This window comes from Mycobacteroides sp. H003 (genome assembly GCF_001440135.1).
GTDB lineage: Bacteria > Actinomycetota > Actinomycetes > Mycobacteriales > Mycobacteriaceae > Mycobacterium > Mycobacterium gwanakae.
On the sequence record NZ_LJYL01000011.1, the window covers coordinates 191,119 to 210,363 of the forward strand.

The 19,245-nt window shown below is 61.6% G+C and carries 16 protein-coding genes; 8 read left to right on the forward strand and 8 right to left on the reverse strand.

All coding sequences use genetic code 11. From position 1 onward, the window contains the following. Positions 1-5: 5 nt before the first annotated feature. The 5 genes from sulP to AOT87_RS09685 all read right to left on the reverse strand — a co-directional run bounded on the left by sulP (position 6) and on the right by AOT87_RS09685 (position 7,520). Entirely contained in the window at positions 6-1,676 is a 1,671-nt protein-coding gene (sulP, locus tag AOT87_RS09665; protein ID WP_109398592.1) for a sulfate permease, read from the reverse strand. 111 nt (positions 1,677-1,787) lie between these two features. Continuing rightward, positions 1,788-3,506 carry a GAF domain-containing sensor histidine kinase gene (locus tag AOT87_RS09670; protein WP_057969724.1) on the reverse strand — a complete coding sequence of 573 codons (1,719 nt, stop codon included), beginning with the start codon at positions 3,504-3,506 and terminating at the stop codon, positions 1,788-1,790. A 50-nt stretch (positions 3,507-3,556) separates the two neighbouring features. Next, complete coding sequence (locus tag AOT87_RS09675) at positions 3,557-4,216, reverse strand: response regulator transcription factor (RefSeq protein WP_057969723.1); 660 nt, start codon at positions 4,214-4,216, stop codon at positions 3,557-3,559. Then, entirely contained in the window at positions 4,213-6,618 is a 2,406-nt protein-coding gene (locus tag AOT87_RS09680; protein WP_057969722.1) for a phosphoketolase family protein, read from the reverse strand. The genes AOT87_RS09675 and AOT87_RS09680 overlap by 4 nt, the downstream gene beginning before the upstream one ends. After that, positions 6,618-7,520: a universal stress protein gene (locus AOT87_RS09685; protein WP_057969721.1), complete on the reverse strand. Its 903-nt coding sequence runs from the start codon at positions 7,518-7,520 to the stop codon at positions 6,618-6,620. Before AOT87_RS09685 ends, AOT87_RS09680 begins: the two co-directional genes overlap by 1 nt. Before the next feature lie 210 nt (positions 7,521-7,730). Between AOT87_RS09685 and AOT87_RS09690 the strand changes: the two genes are divergently transcribed. Continuing rightward, the gene (locus tag AOT87_RS09690) at positions 7,731-8,705 is read left to right on the forward strand and encodes a hypothetical protein (protein WP_057969720.1); all 975 of its coding nucleotides are present in this window, start codon (positions 7,731-7,733) and stop codon (positions 8,703-8,705) included. Between the two features lie 8 nt (positions 8,706-8,713). On the opposite strand, the gene AOT87_RS09695 is transcribed toward AOT87_RS09690, so the two are convergent. Both AOT87_RS09695 and AOT87_RS09700 read right to left on the reverse strand, forming a co-directional pair. After that, a complete protein-coding gene (locus AOT87_RS09695; RefSeq protein ID WP_057969719.1) occupies positions 8,714-9,715 on the reverse strand; it encodes a zinc-binding alcohol dehydrogenase family protein in 1,002 nt (333 codons plus the stop codon). 51 nt (positions 9,716-9,766) lie between these two features. Continuing rightward, positions 9,767-10,360 (reverse strand): hypothetical protein, encoded by a 594-nt coding sequence (locus AOT87_RS09700; protein ID WP_057969718.1) that lies wholly within the window; start codon positions 10,358-10,360, stop codon positions 9,767-9,769. A gap of 251 nt (positions 10,361-10,611) precedes the next feature. On the opposite strand from AOT87_RS09700, the gene AOT87_RS09705 reads away from it, so the two are divergent. From AOT87_RS09705 to AOT87_RS09735, 7 genes are all read left to right on the forward strand, one after another. Continuing rightward, positions 10,612-11,418 (forward strand): universal stress protein, encoded by an 807-nt coding sequence (locus AOT87_RS09705; protein ID WP_057969717.1) that lies wholly within the window; start codon positions 10,612-10,614, stop codon positions 11,416-11,418. A gap of 29 nt (positions 11,419-11,447) precedes the next feature. Then, positions 11,448-12,308 (forward strand): universal stress protein, encoded by an 861-nt coding sequence (locus AOT87_RS09710; protein WP_057969716.1) that lies wholly within the window; start codon positions 11,448-11,450, stop codon positions 12,306-12,308. Then, on the forward strand, positions 12,305-12,901 hold the full coding sequence (locus AOT87_RS09715) for a GNAT family N-acetyltransferase (protein WP_070940488.1): 597 nt from the start codon (positions 12,305-12,307) through the stop codon (positions 12,899-12,901). The genes AOT87_RS09710 and AOT87_RS09715 overlap by 4 nt, the downstream gene beginning before the upstream one ends. Positions 12,902-13,337: 436 nt before the next feature. Next, a complete protein-coding gene (locus AOT87_RS09720; protein WP_157859583.1) occupies positions 13,338-14,009 on the forward strand; it encodes a phosphatase PAP2 family protein in 672 nt (223 codons plus the stop codon). A gap of 1 nt (position 14,010) precedes the next feature. After that, on the forward strand, positions 14,011-14,970 hold the full coding sequence (locus tag AOT87_RS09725) for a cytochrome c oxidase assembly protein (RefSeq protein WP_057966649.1): 960 nt from the start codon (positions 14,011-14,013) through the stop codon (positions 14,968-14,970). Between the two features lie 73 nt (positions 14,971-15,043). After that, positions 15,044-15,583: a hypothetical protein gene (locus AOT87_RS09730; RefSeq protein ID WP_109398584.1), complete on the forward strand. Its 540-nt coding sequence runs from the start codon at positions 15,044-15,046 to the stop codon at positions 15,581-15,583. 63 nt (positions 15,584-15,646) lie between these two features. Then, entirely contained in the window at positions 15,647-16,540 is an 894-nt protein-coding gene (locus tag AOT87_RS09735) for an aminoglycoside phosphotransferase family protein (RefSeq protein WP_057969737.1), read from the forward strand. On the opposite strand, the gene polA is transcribed toward AOT87_RS09735, so the two are convergent. Then, complete coding sequence (polA, locus tag AOT87_RS09740; RefSeq protein ID WP_057969020.1) at positions 16,537-19,245, reverse strand: DNA polymerase I; 2,709 nt, start codon at positions 19,243-19,245, stop codon at positions 16,537-16,539. The two genes, AOT87_RS09735 and polA, sit on opposite strands and share 4 nt — an antisense overlap.

A 19,245-nucleotide genomic window follows, 5' to 3' on the forward strand; every position in this document is an offset into this window, starting at 1 on the left:
TTTTACTAGCGCGCGTTGAACGCCTCGATTGCTGTAGGCAACGTGAGGTAGATTCGGTTCTCGCCTATCCGAGTCAACATGCCTGCTGCTGCCAGCGCATCCCGCAGGTCCTGTTTTACCCGCGCCATCGCGAATACCGTTCCTTTGTTCGTCAAGTCTTCCCGGAGTCGGTCCAGTGCATCCAACGCGGTGAGGTCTACGTCGACGTTCGCTTCCGCGTTCAGGACGAACCATTCAACGGGTTGCGCGTTCGCGTCCACTGCGGCCATCGCACGCCGGCGAAAGTCCTCGGCGTTGGCAAAACACAGTGGCGCGTCATATCGGTAGACCACAAGCCCAGGCACTGCGTGTGCACCCGGATAGTCGTCGACATCATGCATTCCGGGCACGCCCGGGACGAACCCGAGCACGCTGTCGTGTGGATGAGCGACTCGACGAAGCAGATCGAGAATCGAGAGCGCCACCGCCGCCAGAATCCCATAGAGCACCCCGACGCCAAGCACCGCAAGAGTTGTAGCCAGAGCGATGATCAACTCGCTGCGCCGAAAGCGGGCGAATCTACGGTACTCGGATACGTCGATCAGTTTGACGGCAGCAAAAATGATCAGCACTCCGAGTGCTGCGCGTGGAAAATGCGCCAATGCGCCGTGCGCGAGTAGCAGAACAGTCAGCACAAGCGCGAGTGTCACCAAGGAATACAGTTGACTGCGACTCCCCGCGGAGTCACCTAACGCCGTGCGACTCCCGCTGGAACTAATCGGGAAGCCCTGCGTCAAGCCAGATCCGATGTTGCACAGGCCGAGCGCGCGTAGTTCTGCATTGGCATCGATATCTTCGTTCCTACGGTTGCCGAACGCGCGTGCGGTCAAGATGTTGTCGGAGAAGGCGACGATCGCGACGGCCAGCGCAGGCATGATGAGACTGCCCAGGCTGCCGAATCCGATCTGCGGTAGCTGCGGGTGCGGGAGCCCCGCTGGAACCTGACCGACGAGTTCGATGTGCGAACGCGCAGAGGGTATGGCCCCTACGGCAGCTGCCGCCAGCACCACTGCGATCAGCGGACCGGGTGCCAGGGGTGCTAATCGTGCGATCGCAAAGAGCAATATGAGCACCGTGGCGGCGAGTACGAGCGTGGGCCAGTTGATCTTTCCTATCTCTGCGGCGAAGGATCGTAGTTGGTCGATGAATTGATCACCAAGGTTCCTGGTGCCGGTGATTATCCCAATCTGGCTGCCTACCATGGTGATTCCGACTCCACCCATGTATCCGACCAGGACTGGATGCGACAGCAAGTTGGCTAGTACACCGAGTCCCGCGATCCCGGCAAGGAAGCACACTGCCCCGACAAGCAATGCGAGCCCGGCCGCCAGGGCACCGTAAGCCGCCATGTCTCCGGATGCCAGCGGAGCCAGTACTACCGCAGTCATCAACGCCGTGGTGGATTCAGGGCCTACAGACAGCTGCCGGGACGAGCCCATCACCGCATAGAGGGCCAAGGGGGCCAGCGCAGCCCAGAGACCCGAGACCGGTTGCAGGCCAGCGAGGGTCGCATACGCCATGACCTGAGGAATGAGGTAGGCCGCAACCGTGATGCCGGCGAGGATATCGCCCCGTAGCCAGCTTTTTGGGTAGATCTGCAGCTGCGCCAAGCCCGGTGCGCAATCCCGCCATCGCATGGTGAAGATCATGGTGCGTCAACGTTCATCATGGGGCTGAACGGCGCACTGGGCCGGCACTCACTGCCACCACACTGGTTGAATCTCCTGGTTCCCTATTCGCCCACGCACTCAGGGCAACGGCACTGACCAATGGATATTGGTGCCGCCGCGAGACGGTGAATTGATGGTCAGCGCTCCCCCGCTCGCGGCCGCCCGCGCCTCAAGGTTTCGCAATCCCCGCCGCTGAGCGGTTGCCGGTATGCCGACTCCATCATCGGTCACATCGACGGTCACGTTGTCGCCGACGGCGACCAGTACGTCAACCTCTGACGCTTGCGAATGCCGCACGGCATTGCTCACGGCCTCACGGACGACAGCGCACGCATGTTCGGCGATGTCGGCAGGTATGACGTCGAGCGGTCCGGTCAACCGGACCGCAACTTTCAATGGGGTTTCGTCAGTCAGTTCGGCGATGATCTCGCGTAACGCCGATCGCAGTGACGGACCTTCTCTGGCAACACTATGCAGATCAAAAATTGCCGTACGAATGTCCTGGATGACGTTGTGCAGCTGATCAATATGCTCCGACAAGCGCGAGGCCACTAAGGGCGACTTAGCCGCCCGGCGGTGTGTGCCCTGCATCGCCAACCCGATGGCAAACAGGCGTTGGATCACGTGGTCATGAAGATCACGCGCGATGCGGTCGCGATCGGACAGCATCTCCATTTCATTCATGGTTGTTCGGATCTCGGCCTGCTCCAGCGCCAGCGCTGCCTGGTCGGCGAAGGAAGCGGCCATATCGAGCTGCTCGGTGTCGAATGCCGTTCGTTTGACGGTACGTACCAACAGCAGAACTCCGGCGGTGGACTCGTGCCCCCGCAACGGGAGCACCATCGCCGGCCCAAACTCAATATCGGTGCTCGCCGCGACATCGAATTCAAGCTGTGGGACCGTACGCGGGGCGCGCTCACGGAAAGCTGCTCCCGACGTCGACGCGGCGACAGGAATCCGCATTCCGGTGAGGTGCTGTGCTTCCGCCCCTGCGGACACCGCAACGACGAGCTCCTCAACGCCGACGTCGGTACCGGCTCCGGCGGGCAGTGCGATCAACGCGTAGTCGGCGCCAGTCAAGGTGGCCGCGTGTGTGGCTATCAGCTGCAGCGCCTGGCCCGGGTCGACCCCCGCGAGCAGCCTAGAGGTCACTTCGCCGACGGCCTGCAGCCACTGCTGACGTTGACGGGCTTCCTCGTACAAGCGGGCATTCTCGATGGCGATCCCCGCAGCGCCGGCCAGAGCCCGCACGATGACTTCGTCATCAGCTGTGAATTCCTCGCCGTTGTTCTTTTCGGTCAGGTACAGGCGGCCGAATACCTCGCCACGCAGCTGTACCGGTACGCCAAGAAACGAGTGCATCGGTGGGTGGTTGGGAGGGAATCCCACCGATGAAGGATGGTGGGCAAGCTCAGAGAGCCGCAGCGGCTTACCTCCTTCAATCACTACGCCCAGGACCCCGTGTCCGGTAGGCAGTGGCCCGATACGTTCTCGAGTCGGCTCGTCGATGCCCTCGTAAATGAACTGAGCGAGCATGCCCTCGGATCCCAGGACGCCAAGTGCGCCATACTGTGCGTCCACGAGTTCAGTTGCCACTTTGACGATCTGGCGAAGAGTCACGTCCAGATCCAGACCGGCGCTGACTGCCATGACGGCATCAAGGAGCGCATCGACACGAGCCCTGGTCTCGGTGATGATGTGCTCTATGCGCCCCTGCACCTCGGCCAGTAGTTCACTAAGCTGGATATGCGCAAGCTGCTTAGTCACCGATTCCTGGGCACCCGACCTGCCGGCCACGTATCAACTGTGACAGAACCTGTGCACACGCACCAGCCGACGGCACATTTTTAATGCCTTGAGAAACGTTCCGCAGAGATGCGTCGTTCGGCGAGTTTGGTCGCAAGCACCGCGGCTTGAGTGCGTCGTTCCACACCGAGCTTGGCAAGCAATCTCGACACGTAATTCTTGATCGTCTTTTCCGAAAGGAACATCCTCCCGGAAATCTGCCGGTTGGTGAGGCCCTCACCGATCAGTTCCAGCAGCGTCTGCTCCTGCTCTGTGAGCGCGGCGATCGGTGATGCCTCGCCGGCAGCGCGTAGTCGGTCCATCAAGGCTGATGCTGCTCGGTTATCGAGAAGTGATCGGCCTGAGCCCACAGTGCGTATCGCGGACAGCAGCTCCATGCCTCTGATGTCTTTGATGACGTATCCCCCGGCGCCAGCCATGATGGCATCCAGCATCGCCTGCTCGTCGGTAAATGATGTCAGCATCAGACAGTTCAGCTCGGGGCAAAGCGCGCGGAGATCTCGGCATAGTTCGACCCCGTTGCCGTCCGGTAATCGGATGTCGAGTACGGCGATATCGGGTTTGGTGGCAGGAATCCGCACCATCGCTTCGGCCACCGTTCCGGCCTGCCCCACCACAACCAGGTCCTCTTCATCGTCGATGAGATCGGCCACACCGCATCGCACGATCTCGTGGTCATCGACCAAGAACACGCTGATCATTCTCGTTCTCCTTCCCAGCGCCAGTTCTGCACTTCGGGGAGGTCGTCTCCGTGTGTGCGGATCCACGCACGATGGCGATCGTGGATTTGATCCATTTCGTCTCGTAGACGTTGGGCAGCTGCATCTTCAAGTAGCCCCGGGGTCCTCTCCAAGACATCGATCACCAACTGAAACCGGTCCATCTTGTTCAGCACCAACATGTCGAACGGTGTCGTGGTGGTGCCTTCTTCCAGGTAACCCCGCACATGCAGATTCGCATGTCCGCCGCGGCGATACGTCAAGCGGTGAATCAGTGAAGGGTATCCGTGAAACGCGAAGATCACCGGCCGGTCCGCGGTGAATAGGGTGTTGTATTCGGTGTCGCTCATGCCGTGTGGATGTTGGCTATCGGACTGCAGCCGGAACAGGTCAACAACATTCACTACCCGAATTTTCAACCCAGACAGGCGCTTCCGCAATATCGACACTGCCGCAAGCACTTCGATGGTCGGGACATCGCCGGCGCAGGCGAGAACGACATCGGGTGTGTCCCCGGCGTCACTGCTCGCCCACTCGAAGATATCCGCGCCCCGCGCGCAATGCAGGGCTGCCTGTTCGGGATTGAGCCATACCGGCGTGTAGTTCTTGCCGGCCACGATGACATTGATGTAGTCGCGGCTAGCCAGACAATGGGCGGCAACCGATAGCAGGGTGTTGGCATCCGGCGGCAGATAAATCCTGGCCACCTCGGCGCGCTTATTGGCGATATGGTCAATGAAACCTGGGTCTTGGTGGGAGAAGCCGTTATGGTCCTGGCGCCACACATGCGATGTCAGCAAGTAGTTCAGCGACGCGATCGGTTTGCGCCACAGCAGTTCTCGGCTGACCTTAAGCCATTTTGCGTGTTGGTTGACCATCGAATCCACGATATGTGTGAAGGCCTCGTAGCAGGAGAACAAACCGTGCCGCCCGGTGAGCAAGTAGCCTTCCAGCCAGCCTTGGCACAGATGTTCGGACAGTACTTCCATGACGCGCCCGTCGGGGCCCAGGTGCTGATCGCCGGGCAGAATCGTCGCGCTCCACTGCTTGTCGGTGACGTCATAGACATCCCCGAGTTTGTTCGATTCGGTTTCGTCCGGCCCGAACAGGCGGAAGTTTCTGTGGCCGGCGTTGCGCACCATGAGTTCGCGCAAGTATCGGCCCAGTACCCTAGTCGGTGATGCGGTTACTGCACCTGGCTGACCGGTGACGACCCCGAAGGTCGCTGGATCCGGGAGGGCCAGCGAAGCCAGGAGCGCGCCACCGTTGGCATGCGGATTCGATCCCATGCGGCGGTCGCCCTGCGGAATCATTTGGGTAACAACACGTGAAGGACGCCCCTGACTGTCGAAGAGCTCTTCTGGCCTGTATGTCCGCAACCACTTGTCCAGCTGCTCCAGATGTGACGGGTCCTCGCGCACATTGGGCAGGGGCACCTGATGTGCCCGCCAGGTGCCTTCAACCTGATGACCGTCGACCATTGCCGGGCCGGTCCAGCCCTTGGGAGTGCGGAGCACGATCATCGGCCAGAGCGCCCGATGTAAGGTGCCGGAGCGCGAAAGTACTTGGAAATCATGGATTTCCATAACGGCCCTGTCCAGGGCAGCAGCCATTTGTTGATGCATGTCCTCGGGTTGGTCACCGTTGACATAGATAGGGCTGTACCCGTATCCGCGGAACAGATCCTCAAGTTCTTCACCGGTGATTCTCGCGAGCACCGTCGGGTTGGCAATCTTGTAGCCGTTGAGATGAAGGATTGGCAGAACCGCGCCGTCTGTGGCCGGGCTTAGGAACTTGTTGGAATGCCAGCTTGTCGCCAAGGGCCCGGTTTCGGCTTCGCCGTCTCCGACTACACAGACGGCGATGAGGTCTGGGTTGTCCAGAACAGCACCGTAGGCATGCGCCAGGCTGTAGCCAAGCTCTCCGCCTTCGTGGATGGAACCGGGGATCTGCGGCGCCACGTGGCTGGGCACGCCGCCGGGAAACGAGAACTCCCGGAAAAGTTTTCGCATTCCTTCGGCGTCCTGGGCGATGTCGGGGCGCACATCGCTGTAGCTGCCCTCCAGCCATGTGTTGGCGTACAGTGCCGGGCCGCCGTGTCCGGGGCCGATGACATACATGGCGTTCAGGTCGTGGGTGATGATGGCACGGTTCATATGGGCGTAGATGAAGTTCAGCCCTGGTGAAGTTCCCCAATGCCCGAGCAGTCGGGGCTTGATGTGTTCTGCCAGTAGGGGTTGCGTCAACAGCGGGTTATCCATCAGATAGATCTGCGCGGCGGTGAGGTAATTCGCGGCGCGCCACTGCGCGTCGACTGCCAGGAGTTGATCGCCAGATAGCGGACCCGACCGAGGGCGGGTCGCGCCGCGTGTCGCAGTCACCATCATTTGTCTTCCGATGCATGTGCGCGTGCGATCAGTACTGGGCACACCGACTGATGGATCAGGGCATGGCTGGTTGAGCCGAGGAAGAAGCCCCCTACATCGCCACGACCACGACTACCGACCACGATCAATTGGGCGTGCTGTGCCCAGCGCAGCAGCACATCTGCTGGATTACCCTTGCTATGTACGCGGTGGACCGTTACGTCGGGGAATTTCTCCTGCCAACCGGCGAGGCGCTCGGCGAGGATTAGCTCCTGTTCCTGCTCGATGGCGATCCAGTCCATCTTGCTCCATGCGGTGTAGGCGTAAACGTATCCCGGCGGAACCTCGTTCCACACGTGCACCGCCGTCAGCTCGGCACCCCGCATCGATGCCTCCTCAAAGGCCCAGGCGATGGCATCTTCACTTGATGCTGATTCACTGACACCCACCACTATCGGGCCTGCCGCCTGAATGCCTGATTCACGCACGACCACCACCGGGCTGTGCGCCTTGGCTGTCAGTGACACCGATACCGACCCGGCCAGCATTCCCGTGAACCGGCCCAGCCCGCTGGAACCGACGACGGTGAGCAGCGCCTCCTCGGAGAGATCGATAAGCGTGGGTACGGGCCGCGCTGTCACTTGACTGGTGGAGACCTCAAGCTTGGGGTACAGGGCATATGCATGGTCCTCTGCCTGGCTCAGGAAGGCGGCCCCATCCGAATCCAGATGGTCATAAAAACTTGCCGCCGCACCAAGGTTGAAGCCGTACCCGAAACTGGCGTAGTCAACGACGTGAACCAGGCGAAGCGGTAAGTTACGTCGCTCTGCCTCGGCTCCAGCCCAGGTGAGCGCATGGAGCGCGGACGCCGAGCCGTCGATCCCTACCAAGATGTAAGGACGCGGTGTAGTGGTGTTCATGTTGTCCTCCGAGGTAGGTGGCGGTAACTGTTGATCACGACGCTATTGCGGTCGGCCGGATGCCCCTACGGTCGAAAGTCCCCTCCGGACAGGACCCCGGACCTGTAATTCCGGCGCGGTCCGAATGCCCACAACCGCGGGACTAATTGCCCTGACCTGCGTGTCCGGTTGGGGCGAATCCTCTTCATACGAAGACTTGGAGGTATCGAGATGGCACAAGTACTGCTCGATCGTGACGTGGTGGTCAGGGCGGTCCAGGTGGCGTGCCGGGCGCCGTCGGTCCACAACAGCCAACCGTGGAAATGGGTGTTAGACGACGAACTCAAACTCTTTCTTGATCTCACCCGTGTGCTGACTATCGATCCTGCGCGGCGAGAAGCGTTGATGAGCTGTGGCGCGGTCCTGGACCATTTCAGGGTGGCCGCTGCAGCTTCAGGGTGGATAGTGCATCCGGAGTATTTTCCCAACCCCAACGACGGAACACATTTGGCGACAATGAATTTCGCGAAGATGCATTATGTCACCGATGCGCATCGCGATCGGTTGAGAGCTCTGGAACGGCGGCACACCGACCGCCTTCCATTTTTAGGACCGCAACGTTGGGCGGTGACGGAGCAATTGATGCGCCAAGCGGTCGGGAACCGCGCCTTTCTCGATGTTCTTGATGTTCACGCCCGTCCCCGCGTCGTCGAAGCCGCTCAGTTAAGCGAAGGCCTGCGCCAGTACGATTCGACATATAGGGCCGAAATTGATTGGTGGACGGCACCATTCAAGTTATCGGAAGGAATCCCCAATAGCTCATTGTTATCCGCTGAAGAAAGCGAACGCGTTGATGTCGGTCGAACGTTTCCTCTGGCGCTACACCGCGAGCGGCGCTCCAGTGTGAAGGAGGATGAGGCGACTCTTCTCGTGTTGTCGACCGCCGCGGACTCTCCTGACGATTACCTGCGCTGCGGCGAAGCGCTGTCGGCGTTACTACTGGAGGCGACCATGGCGGGCCTGGCGACCTGCACGCTGACGCACGTCACCGAATTGGAGGCAAGCCGGAAAATCGTCGGCGAATTAAGTCAGCGGGACTACCCGCAGGCAGTGGTTCGGGTGGGTACAGTGCCCGCGCTGGATCCGGTGCCCGCGCCTACCCCCCGACTTCCGTTATCGGCGGTACTGCATTTCGGCGGCAAGTAGCCGCCAAATTATGGGACGAGCACGGCGGCGCCGCTGAACCGGCCAGCGGCGAGATCGGCCAATGCCTGGTCGGCATGGCACAGGTCGTAACGAGGTCCGGACAGGTGTAAGCGATGTGATGCGGCGAAATCGAGAAAGGCGCGCGAGTCGGCCCGCGTGTTCGCTGTCACCGATCGGATCTGCTTCTCTTGAAACAGGTGTTTCTGATAATTCAGCACGGGGATATCTGACAGGTGTATGCCCGCGATCGCCAACGTACCGCCGCGATCCAGCGCTTCCAGAGCGGGGATGACGAGTTCACCCACCGGCGCGAACAGTATGGCGGCGTCCAATGACACGGGTGGCCTATCGGCCGGTCCTTGTGCCGAGTTGACCCCGAGCTCGCGAGCGAGTGCCCGCGCCCCGACACCTCGGGTCATGACGTGGACCTCCGCCCCCTGAGCGAGCGCCACTTGCGCTGTGATGTGTGCGCTTCCGCCGAATCCGTAGATGCCCAGGCGACCACCGGGCGGCAGTTGTGCACGCAGGAGCGCACGATATCCGATGATTCCGGCGCACAGCAGCGGGGCAAGCTCAGTATCGGAGTACCCCGGAGGCAGCGCCAAGGCGTACGCGGCCGGCGCGGTGGCGTATTCGGCATATCCACCGTCAGCGTCCCAACCGGTGAATTGCGTTTCTGAACAAAGGTTCTCATCGCCTCGCAGGCAGTATCGGCACACGCCGCAGGTATGCCTTAGCCATGCGATACCGACGCGGTCGCCGATCGAGAATTCGTCCCCAAGTCCGGCGCCCATTCCAATCACCTCGGCGACAACTTCATGTCCCGGCACAACATCTGGCCGATGTGGGGTGAGGTCCCCCTCGGCGACGTGTAGATCGGTGCGACATACGCCGCAGGCTAGGACGCGGACGAGCAGGTCACCGGGTGACGGCTGGGGAAGCGCGGAACGCACTTGTCGTAGCGGACCGTTGACGATGGGTCCCGGCCGATGTACCTGCCAGGCAAGCATGTCCGTGTGAGCCACGGCTATTTCCTTTCCCGTGCAGGAGATGCTCTGAGATCAATGATCACTCTTCCTGGACCCATTGCCATGCACAAGGGCATCGAAATCTGAATCCCAGCGGGCATATCGATGCCGATCGATGAGCCACCGTACTTGCCTGACGACACCCAGAATGAGCCCTACCGAGATCAGCCAGAGCATGGTTGCGAAACCTGCACCATCCGTGACTGCGCTCTCCGGCGCCATGGGTGCCTGCACATGTCGCCCTGATTGGTCCACCCAGATAGAGAAACGATCTCCAACGTTGAGTTCTTTTCCATACCGCACGGTGTCGCGATGCCGCACTCCCGCGTGATCCCACGCAGCAGGGATCAGCACGACGGTGTTGTAGCGGTGTTCAACGACGCTGCCCACACCGACCGCTATTGCTTGCACCTGGTGACGTGAAAGCTGTTGATCGGAGATGTTGCGACGTTCGGCGTCGTACATCGCCGTTCCGAAGGCGCCCGCTACTGAGATCATCGCTATTGCCGTAAGCCAACCCAACACCTGGACTGCGGCGTCTAGGCGATCGGATCCACGAATCAACGGATGTCGCCGGAAAAGTCGGGTCGCCAAGTTCCGGTAGTACCGAAATATCAACGCGGTCATGTCCACTCCTACGCCGACGATTAATCAGGACCATCCGATAGTGGCAAGTCCGTCGTTTACGGCCGAGAGCCCGGAGCCTCCATTCCACCAGGTCATTGGTCGCGTTCTCCGTCGGCATTTCGACTCACTGACGCGCATACAACTGGCTCGGAATCAGGGACTTAGGACTCCGTTAGGACTGCCGGCCCGGGTTCTAACTTCAGGTCAGCCGAAACACCCCGCCGAGAACTGTCACCCTAAGGAGGATTGCGATGTCTGATATCGATCAGCACGGCCCAGTAGTGGTCGGCATCGACGGCTCACGGGCGGGCGTACACGCCGCAACGTGGGCGATTGATGAAGCAATCGATCGCGATGTCCCGTTGCATCTCGTCCATGCGACCCGAATAGCAGTCACCACCAAATCTTTCGTCGATGACTATCAGATCGACAAAGAGTACGCGGAGACCGCGCTGCGCGAGGCCGCTGCCGCAGTCCAAGCGACCGAGAAAGCAGTCAAAGTCGAATGCTTCATCCGTCATGGCTTAGCTTCGGACGCCCTAGCAGATGAATCACGTGGCGCCAGCCTGATGTGCGTCGGCTCCGAAGGCATCGGCCGAGTGGCAAGCGCCTTCTTTGGCTCAACAGCAACTGACGTCGCCATACGCGCACATTGTCCCGTTGCGATCGTTCACCGTCCGGAGTTGTCTGTCGATAAGCGCCCGAAGTGGATTGCCATGCCAGTCAACGGACCTCACGATGCAGACGAGGTCATCGAGGCTGCCATGAATGAGGCACGCATACGTGATCTCCCGGTCCTTGCAGTTGGCACCTGGCAAGAAGATGTGGCTGACTCGCCCCACGATGAGCTCGATCGCACGGTGGACGGACTTCGCGAACGCCACCCAGATGTACGGATGTATCCGGTTGCGACACGAGCTGACATCGGAAGGTTCCTGAACGAATGCGATGAACCTGTATCCCTGGCAGTCATCGGACCCGCCGATGTGCCTCACGTCATTCACATGCGTCCATCGCCCGAGCGGGGCGAGCGAACGATCCTGATAGTCCGTCATTAGTGACACAGCTGACGAGACGGAGGTAGGCAATGTCATCAAGTAACAATGCCGCAATTATCGTTGGGGTCGACGGGTCGCCCTCTTCGGATGCGGCAGTACGTTGGGCTGCACAGGAATCGGCCATGTATCGCGTACCCGTGCATCTCGTGAGCGCGTTCGATATCGAGCGAACCCACGTCCATGAGCAGCAGCGCCGTGAACGGATCTACCAATCACGCGAACGCCAAGCACAGTTGGCGCTGGAGCGGGCGCAGCGAATCGTCAACGCAGTCTCCAACAACGCGGTCCATTGCCACGTTGCCTTTGGACACCCAGTGCAGGTGCTCATGGAGGCGGCGCGAGACGCACGTATTCTCGTGGTCGGTTGCCGCGGACTGCGGCCCATGGATCGGCTTTTGTTGGGATCAGTCAGCACGGCGCTTCTCCATCACGCGCCGTGCCCGGTGGCGGTCGTTCATCAAGAGGCTGCGCCCGACAAAAGCTTGCCGGTGTTGCTCGGCATCGATGGATCGCCGGCTTCCGAGCGGGCCACCGCCATCGCATTCGCCGAGGCATCCCATCGAAAAGTCCCTCTCGTGGCGGTACATGCCTGGCACGACTGGAATGTTGTCGGGCCGGAGATCGACCTCGATGTCACAGTGAATGAGGAAAAACAGACTTTGGCAGAGAGACTCGCGGGTTGGCAGGAGCGGTATCCCGACGTAACCGTTGAGCGCCGCGTGGTCTGCGATCTCGCGAGGCACTATCTTGTCGAGGAGTCCGCTCACACTCAGCTGGTCGTGGTTGGCAGTCACGGGCGGGGCGGATTCACCGGCATGATGCTCGGCTCGGTCGCTTCGGCAGTCGCGCAAGCCTCGCGGGTTCCCGTCGTCGTCGCGCGCCCATCATGAGCGGCGCCGAGCCGTCACCCGAAATGGCGCCACCGATAACTGTCCGAAGTCTCGACGGGTTGCCAATCCTCTTGAGGCAGTTGACTATCCAGGATGCCGCCGCTGTCGCCGAGGTTCACTCGAAACTCACCATAAAAGAGCGCTACCTGCGGTTCTTCACGACGCACTCATCGGCCCTAAGCGATCTCACCGATTCACTCACGACCCAGTCGAAGAACCAGCTGTCAGTGGGGGCCTTCGAAGGGCGACGATTGGTCGGTATCGCGAACTATGCGATCTCCCGTGGAAGTAGCGCTGAAGTGGCACTTGTGGTTGCACATGCCGATCAACATCGCGGTATTGGCACCATGCTCCTCAAGCGCCTCGCTGAATTGGCCCTCCGAAACGGCATCACGCGCTTCACCGCAGACGTCCTCGCCGAAAACCACGCGCTACTGGTCATGCTGCGCGAACTACGATTACCCCACGCTGTCAACCAGACTGGTCGCGATGTTCTTCACCTCAGCGTTCAACTGACGAAACTCACTTCGCCACCAAGCCTCGACACCGCCCAGCCCCACTCCGTAACGGCTGCCCTGCCAAACCGGCGATAGGCGGCTCTGCATTACTGAGTCCATCGACGAGAAGAACGGCGGCGGCCTGACCTGACCGGCGGACCGAGATCGCCTGATATTCATCCGATGTAGGCACACAGGGACAGATCAACTAAAGAAGTAGCCCCAGTGCAACTTTGGCGTGATCACCGAGGACGGCGAGTGGGTGCACCGCAACGCTGCCGCCAAGGAACTGGTCAGCGCCAGACCTGGGAGTGGGACACCCTCCGGGGTGTCCCGGGTGACCGGGCTGCTCGCCTTACTGCCCCGTCACTCCTCACCCCGCGCCACAGCCACGGCTGCGCGACACCAAGGGCGCCTGCGTTCTCCCGAATCCTGATTGGCCGGTCCGATGCTGACAGCGGATTCTCAGGTATGAGATCTAGCCTCATTCGTCGGTCCCGGAATCAACGAGAAGGACGCGATGGCTTTCAGCGTGAGAAATCTTCGCCCCGAAACAACGAGCACACGGATCGCTGCGATTCTGGCAACAGCGCTGTTCGTGGTCTTCGCGACATTGGCTGCAACAGCGCACCACTACGGCTCGGGCACCGCTGTCGATCACCACACGTTGGGCTGGTTGCAGATTCATCGGCATGGTTGGCTCACCGCGGTGGCAGTCGTCGTCACCCACCTCGGTAGCCCGACGGCGGTGTCTATCGCGACAGTCATCGCGGCACTGGTGATCTGGCGTTTCACACGCTCGGTGAGAACCGCTGCCACCGTCGCAGTCGCGGTCGGGTCCGCATTCCTCCTTGCCGCGGTGGCGAAATGGACTGTCGGAGAGCATCGCCCGCCTGGAGACGCTCAGCTGGTTGCCGAAAGCGGCTGGTCCTTTCCCTCCGGACACGTCACGGGCACAGCTGCTCTCGCTGGGATACTGACCGTGGTCGTCGCTTACCGGTACCGCGATTGGCGACGGCATGCGGCGCTATTGGGGACGATCGCTGCGGTGCTGTCGGTGGCCGGCAGTCGTCTCTATCTCGGAGACCATTGGATGGTCGATGTCTTGGCAGGAGTCGTGTTAGCGACGGCCGTGGTGACCATTGCGGCGGCCGTCCTTCACCGGGCTGACGCAACCGCCCACTCTCCCCGGGCCGTGGCCTGAGATGTTCGCACCCGCTGAGCCACTGACCTGGACGATGCTCTGGTGTGCCTGGCATTTCGATGCGGCCGCGGTCGTGTGCACTGTCTTGCTCGGCGCGGGCTATAGCTGGGCACTGGTTCGCGCGCGTCGCCATCAGGTGACGGTCAGTGCCGCCTCGGCGAGCTGCTTTTTCGTTGGAATCGGCTGCTGGGCGCTGGCATGCATGAGCGTCATCGGTGTCTATGCGCAGGCGCTGTTCTGGATGCGTGCACTGCAGGTTGTCTTGCTACTGCTGGTCGTCCCGTTCTTCTTAGCCCTGGGGCGGCCGGTCACTGTTGTGCGCAGCGCACTGCATCCGCGCATGCTGGACAGATTCGATAGCGCAGTGTCGTCGATGCCCGCGCGCGTGGTCACTCACCCGCTCACCACATCTCTGGCGATGCTGGTCACCCCATGGTTGCTCTATCTCACGCCCTGGTACACGGCCTCCCTCACAGTCGGCGTGCTCGGTGCGGCGACAAAAACACTGTTGGTGTTCATAGGGTTTTCGTACTTCTATGCCCGCCTTCAGGTTGACCAGGTACCCCGCAGGTACCCACAGCTGATCTCACTGCTGATCAGCGTGGCCGAGACGATCGGCGACGGGATACTGGGTTTGGTGCTGTGGCAGGGGCCGCTTGTGGCGTCGGCCTATTACCTGGCGCTGCACCGCTCTTGGGGACCGGATATGCGGACCGATCAGACCTATGGTGCCGGGATTCTCTGGATACTCGGCGACGTCCTTGGGCTTCCGTTTCTCCTGCTGCTCATGCGTGCGCTGTCGGCCGACGACAAAGCGCAGGCAGCCCGGATCGACGCGGAACTCGACCAGGCCGACCAGGCCATAGCCGATGTGGGCGACGCGGCGGAGCAGGACGAGGGCTCCTCGACGTTATGGTGGGAGAACGATCCGCAGCTGCGGGAGCGGTTCGGGCAACGCTGAGATCCGCGTCGCTAGTGATCTTTCCCTCGTCAACTTCTGCACGCTTCGTCTATTTTTCGGGCAGTATGGACAGATGGATGTCCCACGGTGCGGCCTGCCGTCGCCCGTCGACTCGCCGTTATCGGAGTCCGCTCCGCGTCAGCGCCCACCACGGCCGTCCTCCCCCGCAGTCGATATCTCGACACCCATCGGTCGTGCCGTCGCGGGCTTCTACCTCGCTTTCGAGGCCGTCGACGATTCCGACAGGCTTCGTGAGGCCACGAATCGACTTGGCCAGCCTGATGCCCCCGAGGCCGACACCCGCGAGAAATACCTCGCGCTCGCCCGCGCCATCACCACCGTGGAGACGATCCGCCGCCACGCCGGGAGCACATTGCGCGAAATCAGCGCCCGCGCCGCACGTACGGCCGGACGCCTCACGCACGATTCGGCGGATCTGCCTTCGGACATCAACGACGCAATCCATGCCGCTGTGCGTAGCGAGTCCATTGCCGTCTGCGAGCGCGCCGTGCAGCTGATCAACGATCAGACCCGCGTGGTGCTGGACCTCGACGAGGTAACGAGCACCATGACGGTGCCTGGCTGGTTAGCGAGCCGTGGCCTAATCCAGTGATGTTCGGGCAGGTAATTGGCTTGCACGCCAGATGCATTGCCGCGAATGCTTTGGTCCGTGGATATGCATGCCGGCCAGCTGGATGTCACTGTTCCCGTGGCGCGCGCCCTGGTTGACGACCAATTTCCTGAATGGCGCGACTTTCCTATCAGGGCCGTCGACGGGCATGGAACGGTCAATGGAATCTTTCGACTCGGTGACCGTCTCGTGTTGCGCTTTCCGCTAGAAGGTGACGACGCTGGGGTGGTTCTGAAGCAACTGGAGGCCGAGTCTGCGGCCGCGCGAAGCCTCATGAGGCGCCTAAGGTTTCCAACACCTCAGCCTGTGGCAATTGGGAAACCAGGCGCCGGCTATGAATTGCCGTGGGCCGTGCAAACATGGCTGCGGGGTGTGGTGGCCACCGACCGCGATCCCGGCGATTCAGTGGGCTTCGCCCACGATCTCGCTGCGCTCATTGGGGACATCCGCGCCATCTCTACCGAAGGCAGAACGTTCGGTGGCGCGGGCCGAGGTGGCGAACTGGCCAGTCACGACGCCTGGATGCAAACATGTCTCGAACGCAGCGAAGTACTAGTCGATATACCCCCACTGCGTCGAATGTGGGCCCGAATGCGACAGCTGCCGCGCGGACCGGAAGCCGATGTCACAAGCCACTGTGACCTGATGTCGGGAAACCTACTGGTGTCCAGCGGCTTACGCCTAGCGGGTGTACTTGATGTCGGTGACCTCGGGCCCGCTGACCCGGCACTGGACTTGGTGTGTGCCTGGCACCTTCTGGATGCCGGTCCTCGCAGAGTGTTCCGAGAACGCCTACATGTGGATGAACCGCAGTGGCAACGCGGTCGGGCGTGGGCATTCCAACAGGCGATGGGACTGATCTGGTACTACGAACAGAGCAATCCCACCGTAAGCAAGATCGGTCGCCGCACTCTTGGCCGATTACTGGCCGATCACTAGTGGGCCGCGGCATCCCAACTGCGGCCGTACCCCACCGAAACCTCCAGTGGCACATCGAGCGGATATGCCGAACCCATGGTTTCGCGGACCAGCGCTTCCAGCGTCTCCCGCTCGCCGTCGGCCACCTCGAACAGCAGCTCGTCGTGCACCTGAAGGAGCATGCGTGACTGTAAGCCCTTGTCGCGCAAAGCGTTGTCGGTGGTAATCATCGCGACCTTGATGATGTCGGCAGCGCTCCCCTGGATTGGTGCGTTGAGCGCGGCACGTTCGGCCGCCTCGCGCCGCAGACGATCGCCGCTGTCCAAGTCGGGCAGGTAGCGGCGCCGGCCGAGCACTGTCGAGGTGTATCCGTCCTTACGCGCCTGATCCACCACGGCGTGCAGGTATTCGCGAACGCCGCCGAATCGCGAAAAGTACTGGTCCATCTGCTCTTTAGCCTCGTCATTAGAGATCTTGAGCTGGGTGGCAAGGCCATAGGCGGACAATCCGTAGGCCAGGCCATAGGACATCGCCTTGACCCGCCGGCGCAACTCGCCGGTGACCTCGTCGATCGGCACCCCGAATGCGCGGGCGGCCACAAACGAGTGCAGGTCCTCGCCGGTGTTGAACGCTTCGATCAGGCCCTCGTCGGCCGACAGATGCGCCATGATGCGCATCTCGATCTGGCTGTAGTCAACCGTCATCAACTCGGAGTAACCCGTGCCGACCACAAATCCGTCCCGGATCTCGCGACCGGCCTCGGTGCGCACCGGGATGTTCTGCAGGTTCGGCTCGGTTGACGACAACCGGCCCGTCGCCGCGATCGTTTGGTTGAACGTGGTGTGGATACGCCCGTCGGCCGCAACGGATTTCAGTAGCCCGTCGACGGTGACCTTCAGCCTGGTGACGTCGCGGTGTGTGAGCAGATGCTCCAGGAACGGATGTCCGGTCTTGTCGAAAAGTGTCTGCAGGGCATCTGCGTCGGTGGTGTAGCCGGTCTTGGTCTTCTTGGTCTTGGGCATGCCGAGCTCGTCGAACAACACAACCTGCAGCTGTTTTGGAGAGCCCAGGTTGATCTGCTTACCGATCACCGCGTAGGCGGCGTCGGCTGCCTCGCGGATACCGGTGGCGAACTGGTTCTGCAGAGAGGTCAGGTGGTCGATGTCGACGGCGATACCAACGGATTCCAATCCCGCAAGCACCCGCTGGACCGGCAGCTCCATGTCGGCCAGCAGACCCGCCGACTCGATACGTTCGAGTTCGATGTCGAGTGCATCGGCGAGGTCGATGACGGCACGGGCACGCAACATCTGGGCCTGAGCAGCCTTGGCATCACCGGCGCCGTCGTCATCGAGTAGTGAGAGCTGTTGCTCTCCATCGTCTTCGGCGCGCAGCTCGCGGCGCAGATAACGCAACGACAGGTCGTCGAGGGCAAAGCTGCGCTGCCCCGGGCGCACCAGGTAGGCCGCGAGAGCGGTGTCGGAGGTGACACCGTCGAGCTGCCACCCACGCCCGGCCAGTGCGTGCATGGCCTGTTTTGCTTCGTGTAGCGCCTTGGGGCGAGCTTCGTCGGCCAGCCACGCGGCCAGAGCTGCTTCGTCCTCTGGTGTGACCGTGGTGGTGTCGATGTACGCACCATCGCCGTCGGCCGACGCGACGGCCACCGCCGTGGCATCGCCGTCATAGGGCGTGTACGCCCCGACGATGGCTAGTCCGCTACGGCGACCATCGGAGGTGTGTGTGGCCAGCCAGTCGGTGACAGTTCCCGGCTCGAGGGCCTGGCCCACCAGCTGGAATCCCTCGTCCACCTCGGGCTCGACGGCTTCCAGGGTCTCGAACAGCCTGTCACGCAGGACCCGGAACTCAAGATCGTCGAAGAGCCGGTGGATCTGATCACGATCCCAGGGAGCCAGCGCCAGTTGGGCAGGGACATACGGAAGCGGCACCGTCCGAACCAGATCGGTGAGCTCGCGATTCAGGACCACCGAGGCCAGGTTTGCGCGCAGTGAGTCGCCGACCTTTCCGCGCACGGTGTCGGCCTTGTCGATCAATTCCTGCAACGACCCGTACTCGAGGATCCACTTGGAAGCGGTCTTCTCGCCGACACCCGGAATCCCGGGCAGGTTATCGCTCGGGTCGCCCCGCAGTGCCGCGAAATCCGGGTATTGGGTGGGCGTCAGGCCGTATTTCTCGACCACCGCCTCCGGCGTGAACCGGGTGAGGTCGCTGACGCCCTTGCGTGGATACAGCACCGTCACGTCGTCGTTGACCAGCTGCAGCGAGTCGCGATCACCGGTGACCACATAGACCTTGAAACCCTCGGCCTGTCCCTGCGTGGCCAGGGTGGCGATGATGTCGTCCGCCTCGAAGCCCTCCTCGGCGAGCACGGTGATACCGAGTGCCTGCAGGACTTCCTTCGTGATGTCGATCTGTCCGCGGAACTCATCGGGCGTGGCCGAACGGGTGGCTTTGTACTCGGGGTACCGCTCCGAGCGGAACGTCTTGCGGGAAACGTCGAAGGCGGCTGCCACATGTGTGGGCGCCTCATCGCGCAGCAGGTTTATCAACATCGAGGTGAATCCATAGACCGCGTTCGTGGTCAGGCCGGACTGCGTCTTGAAGTTCTCGGCCGGGAGCGCATAAAACGCCCGGAATGCCAGCGAGTTACCGTCGAGCAGCAGGAGGGTCGGCTGTTTGGTTCCGGTCTTGGTCGCAGGCGCAGTCAC